General features: G+C 60.1%; 17 protein-coding genes and 2 pseudogenes. 8 read left to right on the top strand and 11 right to left on the bottom strand.

The genetic code is table 11. The features are described from left to right. Positions 1–129: 129 nt before the first annotated feature. A complete protein-coding gene (locus LHFGNBLO_RS25820) occupies positions 130–723 on the top strand; it encodes a TetR/AcrR family transcriptional regulator (RefSeq protein WP_258602118.1) in 594 nt (197 codons plus the stop codon). Positions 724–799: 76 nt separating this feature from the next. Here LHFGNBLO_RS25820 and LHFGNBLO_RS25825 read toward each other — a convergent pair whose 3' ends face one another. The 3 genes from LHFGNBLO_RS25825 to LHFGNBLO_RS25835 form a co-directional block, all read right to left on the bottom strand. Then, entirely contained in the window at positions 800–1,822 is a 1,023-nt protein-coding gene (locus LHFGNBLO_RS25825; RefSeq protein WP_258602119.1) for an alcohol dehydrogenase catalytic domain-containing protein, read from the bottom strand. Between the two features lie 730 nt (positions 1,823–2,552). Then, positions 2,553–3,254 carry a TetR/AcrR family transcriptional regulator gene (locus tag LHFGNBLO_RS25830; RefSeq protein ID WP_258602120.1) on the bottom strand — a complete coding sequence of 234 codons (702 nt, stop codon included), beginning with the start codon at positions 3,252–3,254 and terminating at the stop codon, positions 2,553–2,555. A gap of 114 nt (positions 3,255–3,368) precedes the next feature. Further along, a complete protein-coding gene (locus tag LHFGNBLO_RS25835) occupies positions 3,369–4,265 on the bottom strand; it encodes an alpha/beta hydrolase (protein WP_258602121.1) in 897 nt (298 codons plus the stop codon). 517 nt (positions 4,266–4,782) lie between these two features. Here LHFGNBLO_RS25835 and LHFGNBLO_RS25840 point away from each other — a divergent pair. Further along, positions 4,783–5,088: pseudogene (locus tag LHFGNBLO_RS25840) on the top strand (IS30 family transposase); the annotation flags it as partial. A gap of 386 nt (positions 5,089–5,474) precedes the next feature. Here the strand turns inward: LHFGNBLO_RS25840 and LHFGNBLO_RS25845 are convergent. The 5 genes from LHFGNBLO_RS25845 to LHFGNBLO_RS25865 form a co-directional block, all read right to left on the bottom strand. Beyond that, entirely contained in the window at positions 5,475–5,900 is a 426-nt protein-coding gene (locus tag LHFGNBLO_RS25845) for a DOPA 4,5-dioxygenase family protein (RefSeq protein ID WP_258602122.1), read from the bottom strand. A 71-nt stretch (positions 5,901–5,971) separates the two neighbouring features. Beyond that, positions 5,972–6,865, bottom strand: coding sequence for an ABC transporter permease (locus LHFGNBLO_RS25850; protein WP_258602123.1), 894 nt, complete (start codon positions 6,863–6,865; stop codon positions 5,972–5,974). Next, positions 6,862–7,854 (bottom strand): ABC transporter permease, encoded by a 993-nt coding sequence (locus tag LHFGNBLO_RS25855; RefSeq protein WP_258602124.1) that lies wholly within the window; start codon positions 7,852–7,854, stop codon positions 6,862–6,864. Before LHFGNBLO_RS25855 ends, LHFGNBLO_RS25850 begins: the two co-directional genes overlap by 4 nt. Beyond that, the gene (locus LHFGNBLO_RS25860; protein ID WP_258602125.1) at positions 7,851–9,806 is read right to left on the bottom strand and encodes a CocE/NonD family hydrolase; all 1,956 of its coding nucleotides are present in this window, start codon (positions 9,804–9,806) and stop codon (positions 7,851–7,853) included. Before LHFGNBLO_RS25860 ends, LHFGNBLO_RS25855 begins: the two co-directional genes overlap by 4 nt. After that, complete coding sequence (locus LHFGNBLO_RS25865) at positions 9,794–11,341, bottom strand: ABC transporter substrate-binding protein (RefSeq protein ID WP_258602126.1); 1,548 nt, start codon at positions 11,339–11,341, stop codon at positions 9,794–9,796. The genes LHFGNBLO_RS25860 and LHFGNBLO_RS25865 overlap by 13 nt, the downstream gene beginning before the upstream one ends. 92 nt (positions 11,342–11,433) lie before the next feature. Here LHFGNBLO_RS25865 and betI point away from each other — a divergent pair, with 92 nt between their 5' ends. After that, positions 11,434–12,099: a transcriptional regulator BetI gene (gene betI, locus LHFGNBLO_RS25870; protein ID WP_258602127.1), complete on the top strand. Its 666-nt coding sequence runs from the start codon at positions 11,434–11,436 to the stop codon at positions 12,097–12,099. A gap of 144 nt (positions 12,100–12,243) precedes the next feature. Here betI and LHFGNBLO_RS25875 read toward each other — a convergent pair whose 3' ends face one another. Then, complete coding sequence (locus LHFGNBLO_RS25875) at positions 12,244–13,893, bottom strand: ABC transporter substrate-binding protein (RefSeq protein ID WP_258602128.1); 1,650 nt, start codon at positions 13,891–13,893, stop codon at positions 12,244–12,246. Positions 13,894–13,930: 37 nt separating this feature from the next. Further along, positions 13,931–15,163, bottom strand: a complete 1,233-nt coding sequence (locus LHFGNBLO_RS25880) for a M24 family metallopeptidase (RefSeq protein ID WP_258602129.1) — start codon at positions 15,161–15,163, stop codon at positions 13,931–13,933. 189 nt (positions 15,164–15,352) lie between these two features. Here LHFGNBLO_RS25880 and LHFGNBLO_RS25885 point away from each other — a divergent pair, with 189 nt between their 5' ends. The 5 genes and pseudogenes from LHFGNBLO_RS25885 to LHFGNBLO_RS25905 all read left to right on the top strand — a co-directional run bounded on the left by LHFGNBLO_RS25885 (position 15,353) and on the right by LHFGNBLO_RS25905 (position 19,665). After that, entirely contained in the window at positions 15,353–16,240 is an 888-nt protein-coding gene (locus LHFGNBLO_RS25885; RefSeq protein WP_258602130.1) for a LysR family transcriptional regulator, read from the top strand. A gap of 255 nt (positions 16,241–16,495) precedes the next feature. Next, a pseudogene (locus tag LHFGNBLO_RS25890) lies at positions 16,496–16,648 on the top strand (SDR family oxidoreductase); the annotation flags it as partial. Between the two features lie 28 nt (positions 16,649–16,676). Next, positions 16,677–18,122 (top strand): aldehyde dehydrogenase, encoded by a 1,446-nt coding sequence (locus LHFGNBLO_RS25895; RefSeq protein ID WP_258602131.1) that lies wholly within the window; start codon positions 16,677–16,679, stop codon positions 18,120–18,122. A gap of 750 nt (positions 18,123–18,872) precedes the next feature. Beyond that, positions 18,873–19,121, top strand: coding sequence for a hypothetical protein (locus LHFGNBLO_RS25900; protein WP_258602132.1), 249 nt, complete (start codon positions 18,873–18,875; stop codon positions 19,119–19,121). 115 nt (positions 19,122–19,236) lie between these two features. Next, positions 19,237–19,665, top strand: a complete 429-nt coding sequence (locus LHFGNBLO_RS25905; protein WP_258602133.1) for a hypothetical protein — start codon at positions 19,237–19,239, stop codon at positions 19,663–19,665. A 239-nt stretch (positions 19,666–19,904) separates the two neighbouring features. Here LHFGNBLO_RS25905 and guaB read toward each other — a convergent pair whose 3' ends face one another. Beyond that, the gene (guaB, locus tag LHFGNBLO_RS25910) at positions 19,905–21,407 is read right to left on the bottom strand and encodes an IMP dehydrogenase (RefSeq protein ID WP_258602134.1); all 1,503 of its coding nucleotides are present in this window, start codon (positions 21,405–21,407) and stop codon (positions 19,905–19,907) included. Positions 21,408–21,471 lie beyond the last annotated feature (64 nt).

A 21,471-nucleotide genomic window follows, 5' to 3' on the forward strand; every position in this document is an offset into this window, starting at 1 on the left:
GCGTGACCTCGCGGCCCTTCGCCGTCCGCATCGCGACCGTTCAATTTTCAATTTGCACTTATATGTCAAAACGACTATATGGTCAATATGAGAATTGCGTAATGGTGCAATGCAAAAAGGACATGACGCATGGCAAAAGTTGATGTGGCGCGCAGGGCGGAGATAGGGCGTGAGAAGCGGGCGCGGACGCGTGCGCAGATCATGGAAGCAGGCGCGACGCTCCTTGGGGGGCGTACGCACGAGGCGGTTACGGTGGATGCTGTGGTCGAGGCTGCGGGCGTTGCCAAGGGGACCTTCTACTGCCATTTCAAGAGCATCGGAGATCTGGCCGCTGCGGTGGGGGCCGGGCTCAGTCAGAGCTTTGATGAGCTGCTGTCGCCTGCGAGGCTCGAGCGGCGGGATCCGATTGAGCGCCTCTCTTTCGCGTTCATGAAATTCCTGGAGAGAGCGAGCGCGGACACGGTCTGGGCCCGCCTTGTTATTCAGAGCTCGCAATCACCCATTGAGTTCGGCATAGGGGTTCGCGCGAACCTCAAGGCGGACATCGAGGAAGCGATCGCTCAGGGCCGAGTGAGCGTGCGCGACGTTGAGTTGGCAGCCGACATCGCAATTGGAATATGGCTGGAGGTGACGCGCGGAATTATTGCGCGAGGTCCCCGGCCCGAAACGACTAGCCAAGCGCTCGACGCAACGCTTCGAGCTCTCGGCCTCGGTCAGCGCTGAATAGGGTTGGATAAAGCGTCCCGGCCGGACGCATGTTTTGATGAATAACGCACCGTCGCAACGTCTCGACTGTGTGTCAGGGCAGCAGCAGCACGCGCCCCGGCTGTCTTTTCCTGACGTGGTCGAAAGCCAAGCCTGCTGCGGCGAGCGGCTTGCACAGCCCGATCGGGAGGCTGACATGGTTGTGTTCAACGAACTGGCGCAAATCATCCAGTGCTGCCTTGTCCGGCTTGAAGAGGACCCATGCGTAATTGCTAACGCCCTTCGGCAGCGCGCGTCGGTGATCCTTCTTTTGCGAGATTGTCCTTAGCATACCGCGTAGCCAGCCAAGCCGGTCGAAGTTCCCTAACATTGGGTGCACGGTGGTTGCGTGGCCGAGCGCACCGTCGCGCAGACAGCCGGTCAACGCGAGATCATCTTCCCAGGTGGCGAAGTTGAGCGTTGCGTCGAAAGAGCGCGACAGGGAGACGAACAGCTCCTCTGTTCGCTCGACCACCTCGGTGGCACCCGCCTCAAGACACACCTTGCTGTTTGACTTCCGGGCAATCGCCGTAACTCTCGCGCCCCATGAGGAGAGCATCTGCGTTGCTAACGTTCCTAGTGCGCCGGCCGCACCGTGGACCAGCACACTTTTTCTGACAGCGTTCTCGCGGGTAAGGCCCGCTCCGCGTACGGCGAGCCACATCGTCGTGAAGCTGTAGGGAATTGCGGCGAGCGCATGAAGGTCCCGATCCCCAGGGGCGGCCAGCATGTGGACAGCTTTGACCAACACGTGGCTGGCGTGGGCCCCTTCCGCGGAAGGGGGCTTCACTCCGTAAACCAGGTCGCCGGTCTTGAAGGTCGACACCCCTGAGCCCACGGCGGTCACGATGCCCGCGAGGTCGTTGCCGAGGATCAAAGGAAACTTGCCGGCTCCCAACAGCGACAGCAGCCTACGGCCGTAGCCTTCGGAGCGGCGCACATCAATCGGGTTGACCGAAGCTGCGGTCACCGCGACTTCGATTTCATCTGCGGCCGGCCTTCGCCTAGTAAATTGCCGAACCGTAAATCCGCCCGAGCCGCCAGGCCCGAGGCACAGAGCTGCAGCGCCTGTCGTCATGCCCTGGACCTCGCTGCCTTGCCGAGGTCGGCGCCGTCACACTCCAACACCTCCGATTTGAATGCACACCGTTCGAGGGCGCGCTGCAACTGAGATGCAAGCCCGTGGAACCGGGTGCGGAGCACGTGCGACCCTGGAGCTTCAATTACGATTGTCACTAGCTTTTCTTCCTTCTGGCAAAGGCCACGGGATACGATTTTGTACCTTATAGTCAAAACGACTAAATAGTCAATATTAAATGAACAGTGGCGTGAATTCAATGGCTGCGTGGCAGCACACGTGGCGCTTCGAGAGAAAGGCGAAGCCGAATGGCGGCCAATCTCATTCGCGTTGAGACAGGGGCGGGTGCAAAGAAGCGTTTGTTCTGGGGTGTGTATTCGCGCCGCTTGTGGTGATAGCTCCAGCTCACAATCAAGGGGACGGTGTGACCGGGCGACAGAACTTGAGCTGTCGTATTCAAGCCTGCCGAGGCAATCTCGGAATTGTCCACCTTCGCCAACGTCGATCTCGGATGTACTCTTCACCGTCACGCCGAGCGGCTGCGCGCTGCGAGTGCCCCCCGCACTTGCGGCGCTTACTTTTTTACTTTGGCTACTGCTCGAGCGCCCGTTGGAACGGCGCCCGCCGCACTTTGATGACCGGATATACGCCCAGATCCGGAGTCGCGCCAAAGCACCCAATCTCGACGACAGATAACGGAAATCGCCGCGGAAGGGGCGTCAGTCCAAAGTCAGGCCCCGCTTCTTGCCGCACCTGGGCGCTGAGACTTCCGTTGCCGCGGCCCATCAGGCATTGCCCCGTCGGCAGATGTAGACAAGCGCGCAAGGACCGACTTCGCATCCCGGGCATTGAGGCCGATTGCGCGCAGGATGGCGCTTATGGCCGCGTCACGATCGAGCGACGACAGCCTGCGCTCGCCGAGCGCGCGCATGAGCTGGAGCATGATCCCAACGACGATCTCCAGGTTCAGCTCAGCGGATGCCCCACTGCCCGGCAAGCTCTTCGAGAACTGTTGCAGGTCTTCGAAAATCCTGCTGCGGAGGAGCTCGCCACCCTTGGGGTCTGCCGCCGCCATCCTGGCGACAAGGCTGGCCCATCGAGGATCAATGAGCGCCTTGTCGATGAATGAGCTGCACCCGAACGCAATCCGAAGGGCAGGATCGTCGAGTGAGAGCCGGTCGGACTGCAGCATTTCGTCGAAAGATTGGACCAGTTCCTCCGCGACCGCCGCCGTCAAACCGTCTAGGCCATCGAAATGAACGTAGAACGTACCCTTGGCGACGCCGGCCTCCCTCACCACATCGTCGACTGTTACCGATTCCACGGCCTGTCTGGCGAACAACGAGTTGGCCGCGGCAACGAGCTCTGCACGGGTTCGCGCGCGCTTTTCGCGCCCAATTTCAGCTCTACGCGCGGGATTAATGTTCGCCATCAGTGGCCCTATCTCCGGTTACGAATTGCACATTAGGTCATATTGACCGCAACGACCAGGCGCAATTGTTAGCCCCTGTCGTTCGTTTGGTCGTAGCCAGTCTACACAGATATCTTAGTACGAGATCTGACCATCAACGATCTGTCCGGTCGACGTGACAGGCTCGCGTTTCAGCAATTTGCGTGCCTCGCTGCTGTCAACTGGGCCCTTAGCAGTTTTGCGCTTCGCCGGCCGGCCGAGACTGGCTGCTGCCGCAGTTACGCGATCCGAGAACTTAGCCTCGCCTGCCGTCACCGATCGACCGCCTAGACGGTGCGCCAGCAGCCGAACAATCTCCGGGCTTTCGGCATACGCATTGTGGCCGAGTGGATCTCCCGATGCGATCGCGCTCGTGTCGATAACGGTAACTCCGAGCTCTTCAAGAACCGCCGTATATGGCGTGAGATCGGTACCGCCGACACGCGAAATTCCACCCGACAACAATCGCGAAAACTCAAGGGCCTTGTCCCGCGTCGACGTGAAGATTGTGAAATGCGGCTTATTTGGCCCCATTTCGACAAATTGACGGCGAAACACGTCGATGTCGATATCCGGAGACGCCAAGACGACATTCCTGACCTTAGCCGGGATCGAGTTTTTACGCATAGCAACACCGCGTAACGCTTCCGCGGCAAGCCACGTCCCCATCGAATGAGCGAGAATGGTGACGTCGTCGACGTCGGGACTCATGGAGGCCTGGAGGATCAAGTCTTCCAGGGCCCGGCGCGAATAGTTGGCGCTCTCCTTGTCGTAAAGATAGTCGAAGACCTTGGCCCGCGATGGCCAAGCGAAGAGAATAGGCGCTGCGTCGGTTCCCGCGTCATGAACGATCTGAGCGAAACGAAAGACGGCGTCGGCATAAGAGTTGTTGTAGCCGTGCACAAAAATGAGCACCTGACGCTTTGCATTTCGGTTCTTACGGAACCAATCGAAGACCCGCCTCTCCGTTGCGACTTTGTCAACCTCGACCATGGCGAACTCCCGAGTGGGATCAAGAGGACGGTGTGAAGGCCGCTGGATCTGACTGATCTTTCGGTTTCGATCCGGAGGTATGGTGACGGTGACGCTGTCCAAGGAGATCGCGGTCCCGCGCTCTCCTGAATAAAGTCGGTCAGGATCCGTTGACGGTTTGCGTGTTGTGGCGACAAGTAGGTTAACCCGCGCGGCCTCGCTCGCGGCGAGTGCAGGAGGTTGGAGCACGTTTCCTGCTCGGGTCGCGCAGCCGGTTGCGACCAAGCAAAGGATCACTAAAATCGAAAGCATCAAGCGAGAGCTTCCGAATTTCGCCGACTGACGTCGGCGGGCACAGGTTGGCATTGTGGATCTGACCTATTTCTATACGCACGCAGCCGGGCCATTTCATCGCCAAGAAACGGTCAATCCCGCTACCCTGGATGACGCGGTGGTCGACGCACTGCATACAGCATAGTCAAAACGACCACCAAGTCAATATGAACTTATGTTCTGTGACTAAGAGGCCCAACAGATCGGCAAACTGCCCGAAGCGTTGCGAGGTTCGCTAACGTGGGACCAGGGAAAAGAGATGGCTCGGCACCAGAGCTTCACCGTTGCAACCGATGTACAGGTTTACTTCTGCGATCCGCGCAGCCCCTGGCAGCGCGGCAGCAACGAAAATACCAACGGTCTGCTCAGGCAATACTTCCCGGGAGGAACCAACCTCTCCCATGTCTCGCAGGCCCAACTCAACGCCGTTGCCCTGCGGCTCAATCAGCGCCCCCGAAAAACCCTGGACTTCGAAACACCGGCCGATATGCTGCACAAGGTGTTGCGATGACCAGTTGAACTCACCGGCGCAAAGCTGCCATTCGTAGAAGACAAAAGCGATCGGCGAGTGGTTGGACCACCTCCTTGAATCGACTTTGGAGAACCGCTTCGTAACCTATTGCCAGACAACGATTATGTCAGTCGCTGAGGATGTACCTGAACCGTTGATTTCATTGACTTTTCCGTGAGCCAAAATCAAAATCTTCCCGTATCGTTCCGTATGGTCCCGCGGCAGCCAAACAGTCGAATTTAGGGACGATTCAAGCTTGCTAGCCAAGCTGTAGAGACGATCCAACTGCAGAGGCGACCACCGTCGTCGCTTGCTAAAGCGCCTTTTGTAGCTCCGGCAGGATAATGGCGCTTAGAGCCGGCTATCGCGAGCTCGGGCGGCGATGTTTAGGCCGAGATGGAAGGTGTGGTATTCGGGACCAACGCCTCCTCCGCCTCATGGTCCTCTGGAAGCGTTTCACCATGAAGGAGGAGCGGACTCCCTACCCAGATCGGGTCAATCAGATGGTCGCGCCGCGGGTTCGTGGTGTTCGGATGAACGAGGATGCTAAGGCCGCGATGGTTCAGCATGAGCCATGGCACGAGGGTGGTGAAAACGTCATTTGCGAATGAGACCTGAAACATCGATTGGTCATGCGGCCCGACCTTCTCGTCATGCCAATTCCCAAGCCGAACCAGAAAGCGTTCGCCGATCGTGGTGCGCAGCCACTCCGCAACCGGACGGGTCCTAGTCCGATCGTAATAAACATGTGCATGATAGCTGGCTATTTCTGAAAGGAGCCTAGGTTCATTTTTCGCGCTGGAAAGGTCCATTTCATATCTCCCGAATACGCTCGCTTACCCGGTATTCTATCAGCGAAGATCACATACTCGATGTACAGACATTAGAGCCGCCGCCTTTCATCGTCACGAAGGCCGCTGGACATGTGAAGGATCCAGTCCACAACGAAATTGACTGCCACTGTGAGCAGGCCGATGGCAGCGGCCGGTATCAGCGGCGTGATGTCGGCGTAGGAAATCAGTGCGGCGCTTTCGCGGACCATAGATCCCCAGTCAGCAGTGGGCGGCTGTATCCCCAGGCCTAGGAAGGCCAGTGCCGAAATGCTGAGAAAGACGAAGCAGAAGCGGAGCCCGAACTCCGCGACAAGAAGAGGTAGAATATTGGGCAGCACCTCGCGGAACATAATCCAACTCAATCCTTCACCGCGCAGCCGCGCCGCTTCCACGAAGTCGGTTGCGAGGACATTGGCCGATAGCGACCGTGTCAGACGAAAGATGCGGGTCATGTCCACCGCGGCAATAGCAACGATCAGACTTGGAATCGATGAGCCCGCAATGGAAAGGAGTATCAGGGCGAAGATCAGCGGAGGGATTGCCATTAGCGCGTCAGTCAGACTCAGGAGCAGTCTATCGGTCCAGCCTCCCCTGATCACCGTGGCCATGCCCAATACGACTCCGACACCGAAAGAAAGGCAGACGGTCGCGATTGAAATACCCAAGGTATTGCGCGCGCCAAATAGCAAACGGGAAAACGTGTCTCGGCCGAGTTGGTCGGTTCCCAAGAGGAATTCATGGCTCCAAGGCGCGAAGGGAATTTTGGAGACCACTTCGGCTTCGCCATACGGTGCCAGCAATGGTCCAAAAATAGCGGCGGATAGATAGATTGCCACTACGACTAGCCCAAACAGCGCGCTGAGGGGCGCCGTCGAGAGAAGACGCCAGGCCTTTTGCAGCCATAGAGGTTTCTTTACGGCTGGAACTGAAGCAGGGGCCATCATTTCGGGTGAGCCAGCCTCGGATTGGTAGCGATCGCGATCAGGTCAGCCAGTAGGTTCAGGATGACGAACGTTGCAGCAAAGATCAGCGTGCAGGCCTGAATTACCGGAACGTCGCGCAGACGAATGGCGTCCACCATGGTCTGGCCTATTCCCGGATAGACAAACACAACCTCCACCACCACCACGCCTACGACCAGATAGGCTAGGTTGAATGTGATCACGTTGGCTATGGGCGCCCAGGCGTTGGGCAACACGTGACCCACAACGATTCGCCACTCGGGCAGCCCCTTGAGCCGAGCACACTCGACATAAGAGCTATCAAGCAGGCTGATGATCGCGGCTCGGGTCATCCGCATCATGTGGGCGAGGATCACAAGCGTCAGCGTGAGGACTGGCAGAGCGATGCGTGACAATTTCTCAGTGATCGGCATGTCCGCACTCATGCTTGCCATCGAACTGAAAAGTGGAAACTTGACCGCCAAGAGCAGCATCAGCACGTAAGCGACGAAGAACTCCGGAAATGAAATGGTCGTCAAGGTGATGGCGTTGAGTAGCCGATCGAGCAAGGTGTTCCGGGCAAGCGCCGTGAGCACGCCAAGAACGAGCGCTAGCGGGACCGCCAACAACGCCGTGACGCCGGCCAGCAGTAGAGTGTTTCGAAGCCTTGGAAACACGATGTCCGCAACGGCCCGCTGCTTCGCGCCACGCGCCGTAAACGAAACGCCGAAATCACCCTGCGCCGCGTGGGCGATCCATCGTAGATATCGTTCGGGTGCAGGACGGTCTAGTCCCAGGTCTTTCTCAAGCGCAGCCACAGTTTCCGGCGTGGCGGAGTGGCCAAGCGCCGCTCTGGCATAGTCACCGGGCAGGAAGGCTATGGCAGAGAATATAAGAACAGAGACAATGAAAAGCGTGTAAAGCCCCAGCAGCAGGCGATTGGCAATAGTCGCGCCGAGAGTTCCCTTCAGCATATTGGAGAGCTTCTTCATTCCAACGCGGACCCGTGCATGCGGAGCCTGTGATGCACGCTGTTCCGTCGCTTTGGCGCAATCACTTCCTCTGGCCATCGCTTCCGGAAAATCTCTGATCCGTCGGCAAATGCGCGGATATCGCCGCTCAGCCGGTGACCGTTCGCGCTCGACGCCAGCGAAAAGGATCCACCCAACTTAATTGCCCAGCCGTCCCGCCGCGCGAGATGAAACTCATGTGTGACGGTGGATGTGCTCACGCCCCGGCGACCGAGACGATATTCTGTTGCGACCGTATGCTCGATCTCGGTTGCGATGTCGGGGAGCAGAGCACGCGTGTAGTCGCCAAATACACCCGCGTGCGATGATATCCGCAGCACACGCTCTCCAGTCGTGGGATATGCGCGCGATACCACCTTTTTTTTCGAAGGCGAGAGGACCACCAACTCGGATGCCCGCCGAGTTGCCATCAAGGCAAAAGGTTGGGATTGCACCATCTGTTGCCTGCCGACGGGCAATGCAAGCCGGACGTCGGAGAGATTTCGACCGTCGAACGTATGGCCGGGCTCGGGAGCGATCACCGGCCATAGTCCATCGGATATTACGACGCACAGGCGGCTGCCGGCTCGCAGCCGCCGTACGACCGTGTGGAAGCTAATGCGACGCTCGATGCCCCCTGGGGCGACCGAGTCACAAGGTTGCGACGCGCCACGAGCAATTTCGGCCGCCTTTTCGTATGGCGCTATTACATAGAGGCGGGCCACCAACTGACTTGCCGAGGCGTGCGAACCGCATTGCAAAGACAGCTCAGGTGTTCCACATAGGTCGATGGATTTCGCGATAGGCTTCGCCCAGAACTGAACGTAGTTGTCTGCGGTACCCAGGTCTTCGCATCCCGATTCAGGCAGAATGACCCAGTTTACGTCCAGCGAGGGCTCCAAGGTGGCTACGCCCTCCGGGGTGTTGGCCGACAGGGCCAGGACCTCTTGGACCGGGGGCTCGGCCGGCGTCACCCAGTACCCATGCCCGGCTGGACCACTCAACCACAACGCTGTTCGCGGCTCGCTCTCGACACCGGTATCTATGCCCTTCAACCAATGGTCCCACCAGCGCACGGCTTCCGCAGGGAAGTCGATCGCCTGGAACGCGGCCTCATGTGGATAACAATGGTCCCACGGCCCCATGGTAAGCTTCACGAAAGTGGTGCAGTTTTCCATGAGGCGAAACCCGGCATCTTTGTAGTGATCCGCGGTGCCCGCAAAAATGTAAACTGGGCAATCGATAAGACCGTAGTCTGGCGCGACCGATCCTTGCCGCCAGTAGGGATCGTAGCGATCGTGACGCATCCATTGGCCGGCCCAGAGTGGCTGGGCAGCCAGTCTGTTCAGCCATTCCGTCAGCCACGTTTCTCCAACTACGTTTGGATTTGGCGGCAGCGCCGAGTACACCTGCATGAACGATGCCCAGACAAGATTGGACGCCAGCAGGCAGCCACCCTTGTAGTGAATGCACTCCCTGTAGCGGTCATCCGATCCCATAACCGGAATTATGGCCTTGAGCCGAGGAGGCCGCCTTTGCGCCACCAGAAGAGCGCTATATGCTCCCCAGGAATGGCCGAAAACACCGACGTCTCCTGAGCACCAGGATTGCCTGCCGACATAATCGATGACTTCCTCAAGATCGTCGATTTCACGCTCGCAATACTCATCGGTCAGCACCCCATCCGAGTCGCCCGTTCCTGAAATTTCTACCCGAAGGGAGACATAGCCGCGCTCGGCGAAGTAGCCGTGAGTGATGCTATCTCTGTCGCGCGTGATGTCGTGACAGCGGTACGGGTTATATTCCAGTACGGCAGGACACGGCTTGGCGACATCCGGCATGAATATCCTGGCAGCCAATCGCCTGCCGTCACGCAGTGGTATCCAAGCATGTTCGATGAGCCGAACTGCATTCAACTCAATCAAGAGAACCACCAACGCTCGGCGAACTTGTATCCGTCAAGGCGCCAGTTGCCGGCTAGAGGGCCGTGCCCGACATTGTCGCGCAGGCCCATGACGTAGCTGTTGTAGCTCAATACGACCACGCCGCCGTCGTCGCGGACAAGCCGCTGCATCTCCGCGTACATTTCGCGCCTTAAGTTGTCATTCTGCTCAGCCCGTGCCGCGACAAGCAACTGGTTGAACCGCTCATTCTTCCAGAAGGTGTCGTTCCAGGCGGCGCCTTGGGCATAGGCGTTGGTGAATATCCAGTCTTCGCTTGCAGGGCCGACCCAACTTGCGGCGCACCACGGGCGCTGCATCCATACGTTCGACCAGTAGCCGTCGTCGACCTCCCGGATCACATTGACGTCGATGCCCACCGCCCGAGCCGCATCCTGCACCAACGAGCCGGTTTCTACGCCGCCCGGAAACGGCGCGGCGGCGACGCTGAGGTCGACCTTCAGCGAAGACAGTCCTGCTTGTTTGAGATACCACTTCGCCTTGTCGGGGTCGTACTTTCTCAATTCCAGGCTTGAGTCAAAATAGCGATAGGCGGAAGAAATGGGATTGTCATTGCCCGGTTCCGCATATCCAAACATGATCTTCTCGACGACCGCGTCGCGATCGATTGCATGTTTGATCGCCATTCGCACATTGAGATCGTTGAATGGAGCGGTGTCCGTGCGCATGGGCAAGGTATAGTGCTCGGTACCTGCCGTCTCCTCGATCTTGACCGTCGGGACTTGCTTCAGCCGCGACGCGATCTGCAGCGGAACCTGATCAATGACATCAACTTCGCCGGTAATAAGCGCGTTGTTCCGCGCGGCATCATCGATAACCGAGCGCAGTTCGACTTCGTCAAAAAAGGCGCGATCAGACTTGAAGTAGTTCGGGTTGCGCGAGAACACCGCACCGACACCCGGATCGAGGTTCTGAAGGACGTAAGGACCAGTCCCCACCCCGGCCAGAGGGTCAACCTTGCCATCTGCCGAGGGCAAGATGACGAAGTGATAGTCACTGATCGTCGAGGGGAAATCCACGTTCGGCGCCTTGAGCCGGATCTGGATCCGATCCGGTCCGTCCGCCTTCAATTCCTCCACCGCATCGAGGAACGGCTTGGCAGCCGACTTTGAATCATCACCGCGATGGTAGTTGATGGAGGCGATGACGTCGTCGGCAGTCATCGTCTTGCCGTTGTGGAACTCAACGCCCTTCCTGAGCCGAAACGTCCATTCGGCAGGAGACTTTCCTGACGACCACTCATCAGCGAGTTCAGGAACGATGTTGCCGCTGCTGTCTATCTCAGTCAAATGGTTGAAGGCTGTGTAGGCGATAGGAATTGTGAACGGGCTGTCCATCACAGCCGGGTCGACAGTGTCGGACGTCGCCCCACCGGCCAAAGCGACACGCAGCCGACCGCCCTTTTTCGGGGTCAGCGCCGCGGAACCCCCTGTCGAAGCCATCAGCATGCTAGCCGCCATGCCGGCCAACGCCTGTCGTCTATTCAAGGCGAGTTTGCGAGCTTTCATATTCGGCTTCCTCCCATTTTTGGCGACGGTAACATTTTTGCTGAACGGTGCAACAAAAATCCATATAAGAGGGTTTGCGGGAAGGCTCCTCAATGGAAACCGTTGCGAACACCCCCTATGAGAAGCGACAACGTGAACTTGGAGTCGGTAGGGCACAGACCATGGGTCAGCACAAAACGTGGCCGGAACGCAGGGAACAACTTATCGAGGCGACGATCGTGTCGATCCATGAGGACGGCCTGGAAAAGACAAGCATTCAGCGCATCGCCAAGCGGGCCGGATTAACTGCCGGAATCGTGGGCCACTACTTCGGAGATAAGGATGGTCTGCTGAATGCCACCTATGATGCGCTCTACGCCAAGATCCTGGCCAACGCGGAGCGCGCATCGCATTCGCAGACGTCCCCTACGGCGCGGGTAAAGAGCATCCTGTTGGGATATCTAAGCCCAGATCAGCTCACGCCCGAAATTGTCAGCGCTTGGTACGTGCTCGTAGCGAGGCTTCGGCAAAGCCCCGCATTGCAAGAGATCCAATCGAATGCCGAAATAACCGTCCGCGGCAAACTTCGTGCCCTGCTCGACGAAGAGCTTTCGAGTAACGACGCGGAAGCTCTCTCACGCGGCCTGTTCGCCATGGTTACCGGCTTTTGGGTTCTCATGGCGTCGGCTCCGGCTCCTCAAGACTGCGACGAGCATCGGAAAAGCATCCTGTCCGTTGTCGACCGATTTCTTAAAGCCTACTCTCTTAGCGATACTTGAAACGAGGATGAGAGCGGTACGGCCGCTCGAGATCGACAGTTGCCTCTCGCCCGCAAGATGGGCAACCCTTTTGCAGTCGCTTGCGGTCAGGGCGTCCATCATGACCTTGCGCCGCGGAGATTGCCCACGGTGCATCACCAGACCTCAGGTTTGAAGCCATGCCTTGTCGAAATAGGTCTCGCCTGTCGGGTGCATCCGGCGGCCCTGTACCGCCGTCGCCGCGTGGCAAAACAGCTTGCGCCAGAACGGCTGGATGATGACGCCCGAATCCTGGAGTATCGTTTCGGCCTTGCCGATCAGCTCGCGCCTCGCCGTGGGATCGGCAACCGACAGAGCCTTCGTCACAAGCTCGTCGAACGCCTTGTCGGAGAAGGAACTCTCGTTCCATGCCTCGCCCGTCCGGTAGGCTATGGCCAACGTCTGCACGCCGAGCGGGCGCATGGACCACACCGTCAGCGAGAATGGATATTTGGTCCAGTCGTTCCAGAACGTCGACCCCGGCAGCACCGTGCGCTTGATCTTGAAGCCCGCTTCCCGCAGTTGTGCTGCGATCGCGTCGCCGGTGTTCTTGTGCCACTCCTCGTCGAGCGAGATGAGCTCGTGTTCGAAATCGGCCTGGCCGGCCTCGGCCATGAGTGCCTTGGCCTGCGCCAGGTCGCGGGCGATCGGCGGCAGTTTGGCGTAGTCCGGCTGGATGGGACAGACGTGATGGTTCTCGGCGGCTGAGCCCAGCCCGGCATAGCCGAGAAGCAGCACGGCCGAGTTGTCGACAGCCAGCTGCAAGGCCCTGCGCACCCGCGCGTCGTCATAGGGCTTGGCTTGCACCGAGGTGCGCGCCACGATCGTGCCTGCGGTCAGAATCTCGGATTTCTGCAAGCCCAGCCCGTCCATCACCGCGACCATGTCGCCCGTCGTCTCGTAGTTGGTGTGGACTTCTTCCGCCTCGAAAGCGCTGACCAGCGCCGTGGGGTCCGAGCCGTAGTCTATGAACTCGACGCCATCGAGATAGACGTCGCCGCCCCACCAGGATCCGTGCTCGCGGCGCTTGAAGACGGCTCGCTGCCCGACCTCGTAGGACACCAGCTCAAAGGGACCGGTGCCTACGGGATTGGCGATGAGATTGGCGCCTGATTTGTCGTAGTCACGGTGGACGATCAAGGCGGGGTAATCCGAAAGGCTGGGGATGATCGAGATGTCGGAAGAAGCCAGTTGCAGGCGGATCGTATGGTCGTCGACCTTCGTGACGACGCCGTCACGCAGCTTGCCGGTCTTGTCGTCGATCAGCGCCCCCATACGCCCGGCCATCGAATTGCCGGAAGCATTCTTCTCGCACCAGCGCGCGATGTTGAACATCACGTCATCGGCGCTGAAATCGTCGCCATTGTTCCATTTCACGCTCTTGCGCAGATGCAGCACATACTCGGTCGCGTCGGCATTGACGTCCCATCGCTCCAGCAGCATCGGTTCGAAGGTGAAATCGGCGGTGTATTTCACCAGTGTTTCCAGAAACTGCCGGCCGGCATTGCCCAGTTCAGCCTCGTCGAATGTGCGCGGATCCTTCATTCCCTTGACCGCTGTGGCGACCTTCAGGACGCCGCCCTTCACCGGCTCCGCGGTATGCGCCGGTGTCGGAGCCGACAGGCCTATCATCGCATAGGCTGCAGCCGTGGACAGGCCGAAGGCGCTGGCGATTGCCAGGAACTCGCGACGGTCAAGTCGCCCGGCTTGCTTCTCATCAGCGAAGGCCGTCACCTTCGTCCTGGTCTGGCAGTTCATCTCTTCGCATGTCGACATCTGTTTCCTCCCTTAACCGCGGGCTATGGCCCGCCCCTTAGGCTGAGAGCCGGTCGCAGTATCCGTAGACCGACAGCCTCTCGACACCGGTTTCCGTAATCAGCACCTGCTCCTCGAGCTTGACACCCTCGCCTCCGTCCTCGTGGCCGATGAAACTCTCGACGCAGACCGTCATGCCGGGGACAAACACCTCGTTGTCGTCGTTACCGACATCGTCCCAGTCCGAGGCGTGCGCGATGATCGGGTATTCGCCGGTCATCCCGCAGCCATGCAACACGGAGAGGTACCGGTGCTTCTGGTAGGCGCCGGGGATCAGCCAGGCGCTCTCCGCGAACTCCCGGAAGGCGAGCCCCGGTCGCAGCAGGTTGACGTTCTTCTCGATCTGCTCCTGGGCAAGTCCGTAAAGCGTCCGTTGCGCTGCGGATGCCCTGCCGTCGCCGGTCAGAAAAGTGCGGGAGAAGTCGCTGTAATAGCCGTAGCAGCCGACCGCGTCGGTATCGAAAGCGACGAGGTCACCGTCCCGAATGATCTTGTCCGAGGTCTCCTGGAACCAGGGATTGGTGTGCGCGCCCGAGGTCAGAAGCCGCGTCTCGATATAGTCGCCGCCGCCAGCGATCAGTTTCCGATGCAGCACCGACCAGAGCTCGTTCTCGGTGACGCCCGGAACCAGCGCCGCCTCCATTTCGCGCACGGCAGCCTCAGTCAGTCGCAAGGAGGCGCGGATCATGTCGACCTCGCCCGCAACCTTGAGACCGCGGGCCTTTTCCACCGGGATCTGGGCGTCGATGATGTCGAAGCCTGCCGCGGCGAGCGCCAGCATCGCTCCAGTCGTCGTCGCTTCGACACCGATACGGCGGCCGTTGACGCCATGCCTGGCGACCAGTTCCTCGATGTCGGCGACGAATTCTCTGATGTGACCGACATGCTTGTGGCCGGAGTGCAGCGGCATGATCGGCCGCGCCGGCCGGATCTCGTCGACGGTCGGGCGGTTCTCGGCCAGATGCTCACAGGCGCGGTACTCGAACAGAACCACCGGTCCGACCACCGGAATGAACACGTAGCGCGCCGGATTGCGCGCCGAATAGATCTGCATGTTGCGCACACCGGTGGCGTAGCGGATGTTCACGGGATCGAAGAGCAGCACGGCCGAGAGATTGTGGGCAGCGGCCTGCTGGCGAACGCGGTCGAGCCGAAGCATCTCGACGCTGCGCACCGCGTCAAGCGACAGCGTGGCGAACTTCTCGGCGGCGTCGTGAACCAGGCTCGACATGCAATAAGTCCCTCTGGCAGGGCTGCGCCCGCCTCGGTAAAATTCTGATCAGATGATTTGACGTGACATCCGGGACGCCGTCCTGGATAAGTCGGGCTCAAACGCGAGGCGCTGCGCCGGGGAAAATTGCGCCTGGGGCCGAGCGAATTCCAATTGATTATTCCTCGGCAAATCATTCTAAATTCTCATATGACTTACCTTGATCGCAGGCACTACCAGCTGCTGATTGCCGTACGCCGGCACGGCCAACTCAGTGCGGCCGCCACATCGCTTGGCCTGACGCAGCCGGCCGCCAGCCATCAGGTCCGGGAGGCCGAGCGCCGGCTCGGCATTCGCCTGTTCGACCGGGTGGGTAGGGGGATCAGGCTGACGGAAGCAGCCGAGCGGCTGCTGGAAGCCGCTCTTTATGCCGAGGATACGCTGAAGACCGCGGAGGCTGACGCCATTCAGCTGCATCGCACATCGCCTGTGTTGCGGATCGCTGTCGGCCACTACGATCATGTCCATTGGCTACCGGCAGCGGCGGCTGCATTGAGCAAGGAGCATGGCGCGCTCAAGCTCGAGCTTGTCAGGCTGGCAAACCACGATCTGCAATCCGCGATCAACGCCGGAAGCGCCGACCTGTTCCTGTCGCCGCGCAGCCCGGAACTCGAAAACCTGCCGTCGATACCGCTGTTCCAGGACAGGCTGGTGGGCGTAGTGCCGCTTTCCGGTCAGACCGACACGCCTCTGCAAGCCGAATTCTTTGGCAGACAAAGGTATCTCGCCTTCTCATACCATCCGGCACACGGCTTCGAATACGAGCGGTTCTTCAGCCCCGCGGGCGTCTGGCCGAGAGAGATTGTTCGCATCGAGTCGACGAGCGCGATCATCGAACTGGTTGCTGCAGGTTTCGGGGCAAGCATCCTGCCGGCCTGGTGTGTCACGCAAGACGCGGCGTTACGGCGTGTCGCGCTCGGCGAACTCGCCCCTGAGCCGATACACATCACATGGCATGTTTTCGGCAGGTCGAAACTTATGGAGGGCAATGCGAGCATTCTGAATACGCTTGCCTCAGCCATCAGGTCAGAAGCTTAGGGAAGAAGCCGATGGTATCGTTGGCGCCGCGCCGAGCTGACCGCCTCTTGGCCAAAACTAAAGGCAATGCCGACCGATGAAGCTACTAGTCTAGTGCAGGTCAGGCGAGAGAAATACCCTCTTTCAGTCTGTCCAGAAGCCTCTCCAGCATCTCGGCTTCGTCGGGGATTTCATAACCCAGGGGTTAATGAAACACCGTAAAATATCATTTTACCGAACCAAAGCCCTAGTGCACTGTGGCGAACGAGGATCAACATCACCAAGGTCGGGCGCGCCGGCATTTCGGGCGACATCGCGCCTGTCGTGCTGTTCTTGTGTTCGGACGGAGCATGCTGGGTCAACGGCGCCAATGTGCCGGTTGACGGTGGCCTCGAGGCCTCGATCAATGCCGAGATACTCGGCTTCTAAGGCTCTATCCAGAGCGGGGGAAAGAACAATGGATATCGGACTTCTGATCGACGGCGACGAAAGGGCGGCGACAGGGAAGGCTTACTACGAACGCCTGGACCCGTTCACCGGCAGACTGGCGACGCGCGCCGCCGCGGCCAGTGTCGCGGACGCCAATGCCGCGGTCGACGCCGCAGCGGCCGCTTTTCCAGCGTGGTCGAACACGGGCCCCGGCGAGCGCCGCGCCCTGCTGTCCAAGGCGGCCGACGTGATGGCTTCCAAAGTTGGCGAATTCACAACGCTGATGATTGAAGAGACAGGCGCTACCGGACCCTGGGCTGGTTTCAACGTCATGCTGGCGGCCAACATGCTGCGCGAGGCGGCGGCGATGACGACGCAGATCTCCGGCGAGATCATCCCGTCCGACAAGCCGGCCACGCTCGCCATGGCGATCCGTCAGCCGGCCGGCGTGTGCCTCGGCATCGCACCATGGAATGCGCCGGTCATTCTCGGCACCCGCGCCGTGGCGATGCCGATCGCCTGTGGCAACACGGTAGTGCTCAAGGCTTCCGAAATGTGTCCCGGCACGCACCGGCTGATCGGCCAGGTGCTGGTCGAGGCCGGCTTGCCCAAGGGTGTCATCAATGTCGTTACCAACGACCCGAAGGACGCTGCTGGCATCGTCGAAACGCTCGTCGCGCATCCAGCGGTCAAGCGCGTCAACTTCACCGGCTCGACCAAGGTCGGCAGGATCATCGCCGAACTCGCCGGCCGGCACCTGAAGCCGGCGCTGCTCGAACTCGGCGGCAAGGCGCCGTTGCTGGTGCTGGACGACGCCGACATCGACGCGGCGGTCAACGCCGCCACTTTCGGCGCCTTCATGCATCAGGGCCAGATCTGCATGTCGACCGAACGACTGATCGTCGACGAGAAGGTCGCCGACGAGTTCGTAACGAAACTCGCGGCCCGCGCCTCGAAACTGCCGGCCGGCGACCCGCGCGGCCATGTCGTGCTGGGCTCGCTGATCAGCAGCCAGGCGGCCGAAAAGATGGAGGAATTCGTCGCCGACGCGCTCGCCAAGGGCGCGAAGCTGGTCGCCGGCGGCAAGCGCAGCGGAACCGTGGTGGAGGCAACGCTGCTCGATCACGTGACACCGGCAATGCGCGTGTATGCCGAAGAGTCCTTCGGACCGGTCAAGCCGGTGATCCGGGTAAAGGGTGAGGACGAGGCCGTGCGTGTCGCCAACGACACCGAATACGGCCTGTCCTCGGCCGTCTTCAGCCGCAACATCCAGCGCGCGCTGGCGGTCGCCACCCGCATCGAATCCGGCATATGCCACATCAACGGCCCGACCGTCGGCGACGAGGCACAGATGCCGTTCGGCGGCGTCAAGGGCTCGGGCTATGGCCGTTTCGGCGGCAAGGCCTCGATCGCCGAGTTCACCGATTTGCGCTGGGTGACGATTGAGGACCCGAACCAGCATTATCCGTTCTGATCAAATCGACATGGTCGCACCCCGAGCTGATCGCCAGGCTCAAGGGTCAGGCGGACCGGGAAGCCGATCGCTTCGCCGATGGAATATTTTGATTTTGGACATGTCCAAATGCTTCACGTGGCACCGGTCACTGGCGTTTCGTCCATTGAGCTGACCTGTCGACCCTTGCGCAAAATGGCGCAGGACTCGGCCGGCCACCCTTTCCCCCTATTTCGGGATTCGCCGAAAATGTGGACTTCGTAGTTTTCGCCTGGATGGGCGAAAACCGAAGGGCGGCCGCCCGGCCAAGGAATACGGCCCCCCGATTTCCCGCTCCCCAGTTTTGGGGAGTGGGCTCGCGCAGGCTTGCTCGTCACTGGCAACGTTGACAGTGATCGCCCGACGCTCGCCGATGCCGGCATGGCCGCGTTCGAACCGAAATGGTTCCTATTTCGCGCTACAGTAACCAATCTGGTTACGTAGAAGTATTATGTAACCACTTTGGCGACAAAATAACCATTTTGGGTCAATTACATTAGGTGAAAAATCTAGTTATACTCTATTTGTTGGATCAAATAATCAAATCTAGCAATGGAGAATAGAAGTCATGAAGATACACATCCCCCTTTCGAAAGTCGCACGTGACCCAGCAGTCGCTTCGTTCCTGGAGCGAGGTGAACGGGACGTTGGGCCTGAACCGGTAGTCGCATGGCTGCCGAGGGCTCCAGTGCTCACAGACGGCGAAGCCGTCAAAGTGCTGGAGGTGGCGTGATGGATGCGAACCAGGAAGCGATCTGGACTGCCATGGCCGAACTCGGGCATCTGGAAAATAGCACAAGCCGGGACGAGGCGATCCGGATCGCCATCGCCCAGATGTGCGCCGGCGCGCTGTTCCTCGAGGCGCACGCCGGCAAGCAGAGAGCCGACCAGGTCGTCAGGGAGCTTTACACGGCCCAGCTCGGAGATAGGCTCGTGCACGTACGTTGCGATCCGTCACCGGGTTTTTCTGAAACCCCGTGAGCCCATCTCTCCAGAGGGAGCAGGTGCTCGGTCGCCACGGCGGCCGGGCACATCGCCGGTTAAGTCATTGAGTTTTATCGGTCGAAATTTCAGATGCGCGCGAGGCGCGGTGCCCATGCAGATCGTCACCAGCTCATTCTTCACCAGGCTCCCGCCGCAGTTCGCGCGGATCGGTATCGCACGCCGAGCGCCGAAGGCTGATTACGACCTGCCGGCGGTCCGTGAACTGTCGCCTGGTCCATGGTTTCGGACCGCCACCGTCGACGAATACGCGGACCTTTACGTCACGCAGCTCGCCGCCCTCGATCCGCGCGCCATCGTGCGGAAGATCGAGGATCTGGCGGGCGGCCGGACGGCGGCGCTGCTGTGCTGGGAGCGGCCTCGCGACGGCGTGTTCTGCCATCGTGGCTTCGTGGCCTGGTGGCTCAAGGAAGAATTGAGCCTCGACGTCTACGAGGTCGGCCTCGAGCACGAGGGCCCAGGGCCGTTCCATCCCAAGCTGCCCGACGGTTACCGCCTCACCCTCGAGCCCACTCTGCTTTGAAAGCTGCCGGCCTCTCTGGGAATTTTCCCCGATTTCGGGGAAAACGCGTTTTTTTCCGAAACCGGAAACAACCCTCACGGTGGCCGCGCAGGCCCACTCTGCTTTGAAAGCCGTTCCCGACGAGAATCGGTTATTTTGGGTGCTTTTCCATCGAAAATGCTGATTATCCGCTGACACACGTGGAACGCCATTGATCAGATCGGCGTAACCACCTCAATTAAAACGACAATTTCTTGAGATCAGAGGCCACCGGGATAATTCGGGCTTTCGCGGGTAATCGTGACGTCATGGGCGTGGCTTTCACGAAGTCCGGCATTGGATATACGCACAAAAGTGGCGCGTTCGCGGAAATCGACAAGGTCGCGGCCACCGACATAACCCATAGCGGCTTTCAGGCCGCCTGCAAGCTGGTGTAGCACACCGGACACAGGTCCTTTGTAAGGCACCTGCCCTTCGATGCCTTCCGGAACCAGCTTCAGCGTGTCGCGAACCTCGGCCTGGAAGTAGCGATCGGCCGAGCCGCGGGCCATGGCGCCGACCGATCCCATGCCGCGATAGGCCTTGAAAGAGCGGCCCTGGTGCAGATAGACCTCGCCTGGGCTCTCGTCGGTTCCGGCCAGCAGCGAACCGATCATGGCGGCGCTGGCGCCTGCGGCGAGCGCCTTGGCGAGATCGCCGGAATATTTGATGCCGCCATCGGCGATGACCGATACACCCGATTTATGCGCCGTCTCGACCGCCGACATGATCGCCGAGAGCTGCGGCATGCCGACACCGGCGACGATTCGGGTGGTGCAGATGGAGCCGGGGCCGATGCCAACCTTGACGGCGTCGGCGCCGGCATCGATCAGTGCCTGCGTGCCCTCCGCCGTGGCGACATTGCCGGCCAGGATGCGCACCGAGTTGGAGAGTTTCTTGGCCCGAGCCACAGCGTCGAGCACGCGCTGCGAATGGCCATGCGCGGTGTCGATGACCAGAAGGTCGACGCCAGCATCGATGAGACGCTCGGCGCGCTCGAAACCGTCATCGCCGACGCTGGTGGCGGCGGCGGCGCGCAAGCGCCCCTGCGCATCCTTTGTGGCGTGCGGGTTGAGCTGCGACTTCTCGATGTCCTTGACGGTGATCAGCCCGACGCAATTGCCTGATTTGTCGACCACGACCAGCTTTTCGATGCGGTGCTGGTGCAGTAGCCGCTTGGCCTCGTCCTGGTCGACATTCTCCTTGACCGTGATCAGGTTCTCACGGGTCATCAACTCGTAGACCTTCTGCGCCGGATCAGAGGCGAAACGCACGTCGCGATTGGTCAGGATGCCGACCAGCCGGCCGACCTTCTGGCCGCCGGTGCCGCCATTCTCGACCACCGGAATGCCCGAGATCGAGTAGGTGCGCATCAGACCCAGCGCGTCGGCGAGCGTCGCGTCGGGGCCGATGGTGACGGGGTTGACCACCATGCCGGATTCGAACTTCTTCACCTGTCGCACCTGCTCGGCCTGCTCGGCCGGCGAGAAATTGCGGTGGATGACGCCGATGCCGCCGGCCTGGGCCATGGCGATGGCAAGCCGTGCCTCGGTGACGGTGTCCATGGCGGCGGAGAGAATCGGCACGTTGAGGTCGATGTCGCCGGCAATGCGGGTGCGGATGTCGGTCTCGCCCGGCATGACCTCGGAATGACCCGGCTGCAACAGCACGTCGTCAAAGGTCAGCGCCAGTGCGCCGGTGGACGTTTCGATGATTTTTGCCATGGCCAGCCCTCGGAATACAGAAAAAGCGCTTGACCAGAATGGACAGCGCCGACTCGTCTTCTTC

Source organism: Mesorhizobium sp. AR10 (genome assembly GCF_024746795.1).
GTDB lineage: Bacteria > Pseudomonadota > Alphaproteobacteria > Rhizobiales > Rhizobiaceae > Mesorhizobium.

Coding starts and splice junctions, on each gene's coding strand:
- LHFGNBLO_RS25875 (WP_258602128.1), bottom strand. CDS start 13,893: ATGTCGACATGCGAAGAGATGAACTGCCAGACCAGGACGAAGGTGACG.
- betI (WP_258602127.1), top strand. CDS start 11,434: ATGGAAACCGTTGCGAACACCCCCTATGAGAAGCGACAACGTGAACTT.
- LHFGNBLO_RS25855 (WP_258602124.1), bottom strand. CDS start 7,854: ATGAAGAAGCTCTCCAATATGCTGAAGGGAACTCTCGGCGCGACTATT.
- guaB (WP_258602134.1), bottom strand. CDS start 21,407: ATGGCAAAAATCATCGAAACGTCCACCGGCGCACTGGCGCTGACCTTT.
- LHFGNBLO_RS25880 (WP_258602129.1), bottom strand. CDS start 15,163: ATGTCGAGCCTGGTTCACGACGCCGCCGAGAAGTTCGCCACGCTGTCG.
- LHFGNBLO_RS25895 (WP_258602131.1), top strand. CDS start 16,677: ATGGATATCGGACTTCTGATCGACGGCGACGAAAGGGCGGCGACAGGG.
- LHFGNBLO_RS25850 (WP_258602123.1), bottom strand. CDS start 6,865: ATGATGGCCCCTGCTTCAGTTCCAGCCGTAAAGAAACCTCTATGGCTG.
- LHFGNBLO_RS25905 (WP_258602133.1), top strand. CDS start 19,237: ATGCAGATCGTCACCAGCTCATTCTTCACCAGGCTCCCGCCGCAGTTC.
- LHFGNBLO_RS25835 (WP_258602121.1), bottom strand. CDS start 4,265: ATGGTCGAGGTTGACAAAGTCGCAACGGAGAGGCGGGTCTTCGATTGG.
- LHFGNBLO_RS25900 (WP_258602132.1), top strand. CDS start 18,873: ATGGATGCGAACCAGGAAGCGATCTGGACTGCCATGGCCGAACTCGGG.
- LHFGNBLO_RS25885 (WP_258602130.1), top strand. CDS start 15,353: ATGACTTACCTTGATCGCAGGCACTACCAGCTGCTGATTGCCGTACGC.
- LHFGNBLO_RS25845 (WP_258602122.1), bottom strand. CDS start 5,900: ATGGACCTTTCCAGCGCGAAAAATGAACCTAGGCTCCTTTCAGAAATA.
- LHFGNBLO_RS25830 (WP_258602120.1), bottom strand. CDS start 3,254: ATGGCGAACATTAATCCCGCGCGTAGAGCTGAAATTGGGCGCGAAAAG.
- LHFGNBLO_RS25825 (WP_258602119.1), bottom strand. CDS start 1,822: ATGACGACAGGCGCTGCAGCTCTGTGCCTCGGGCCTGGCGGCTCGGGC.
- LHFGNBLO_RS25865 (WP_258602126.1), bottom strand. CDS start 11,341: ATGAAAGCTCGCAAACTCGCCTTGAATAGACGACAGGCGTTGGCCGGC.
- LHFGNBLO_RS25820 (WP_258602118.1), top strand. CDS start 130: ATGGCAAAAGTTGATGTGGCGCGCAGGGCGGAGATAGGGCGTGAGAAG.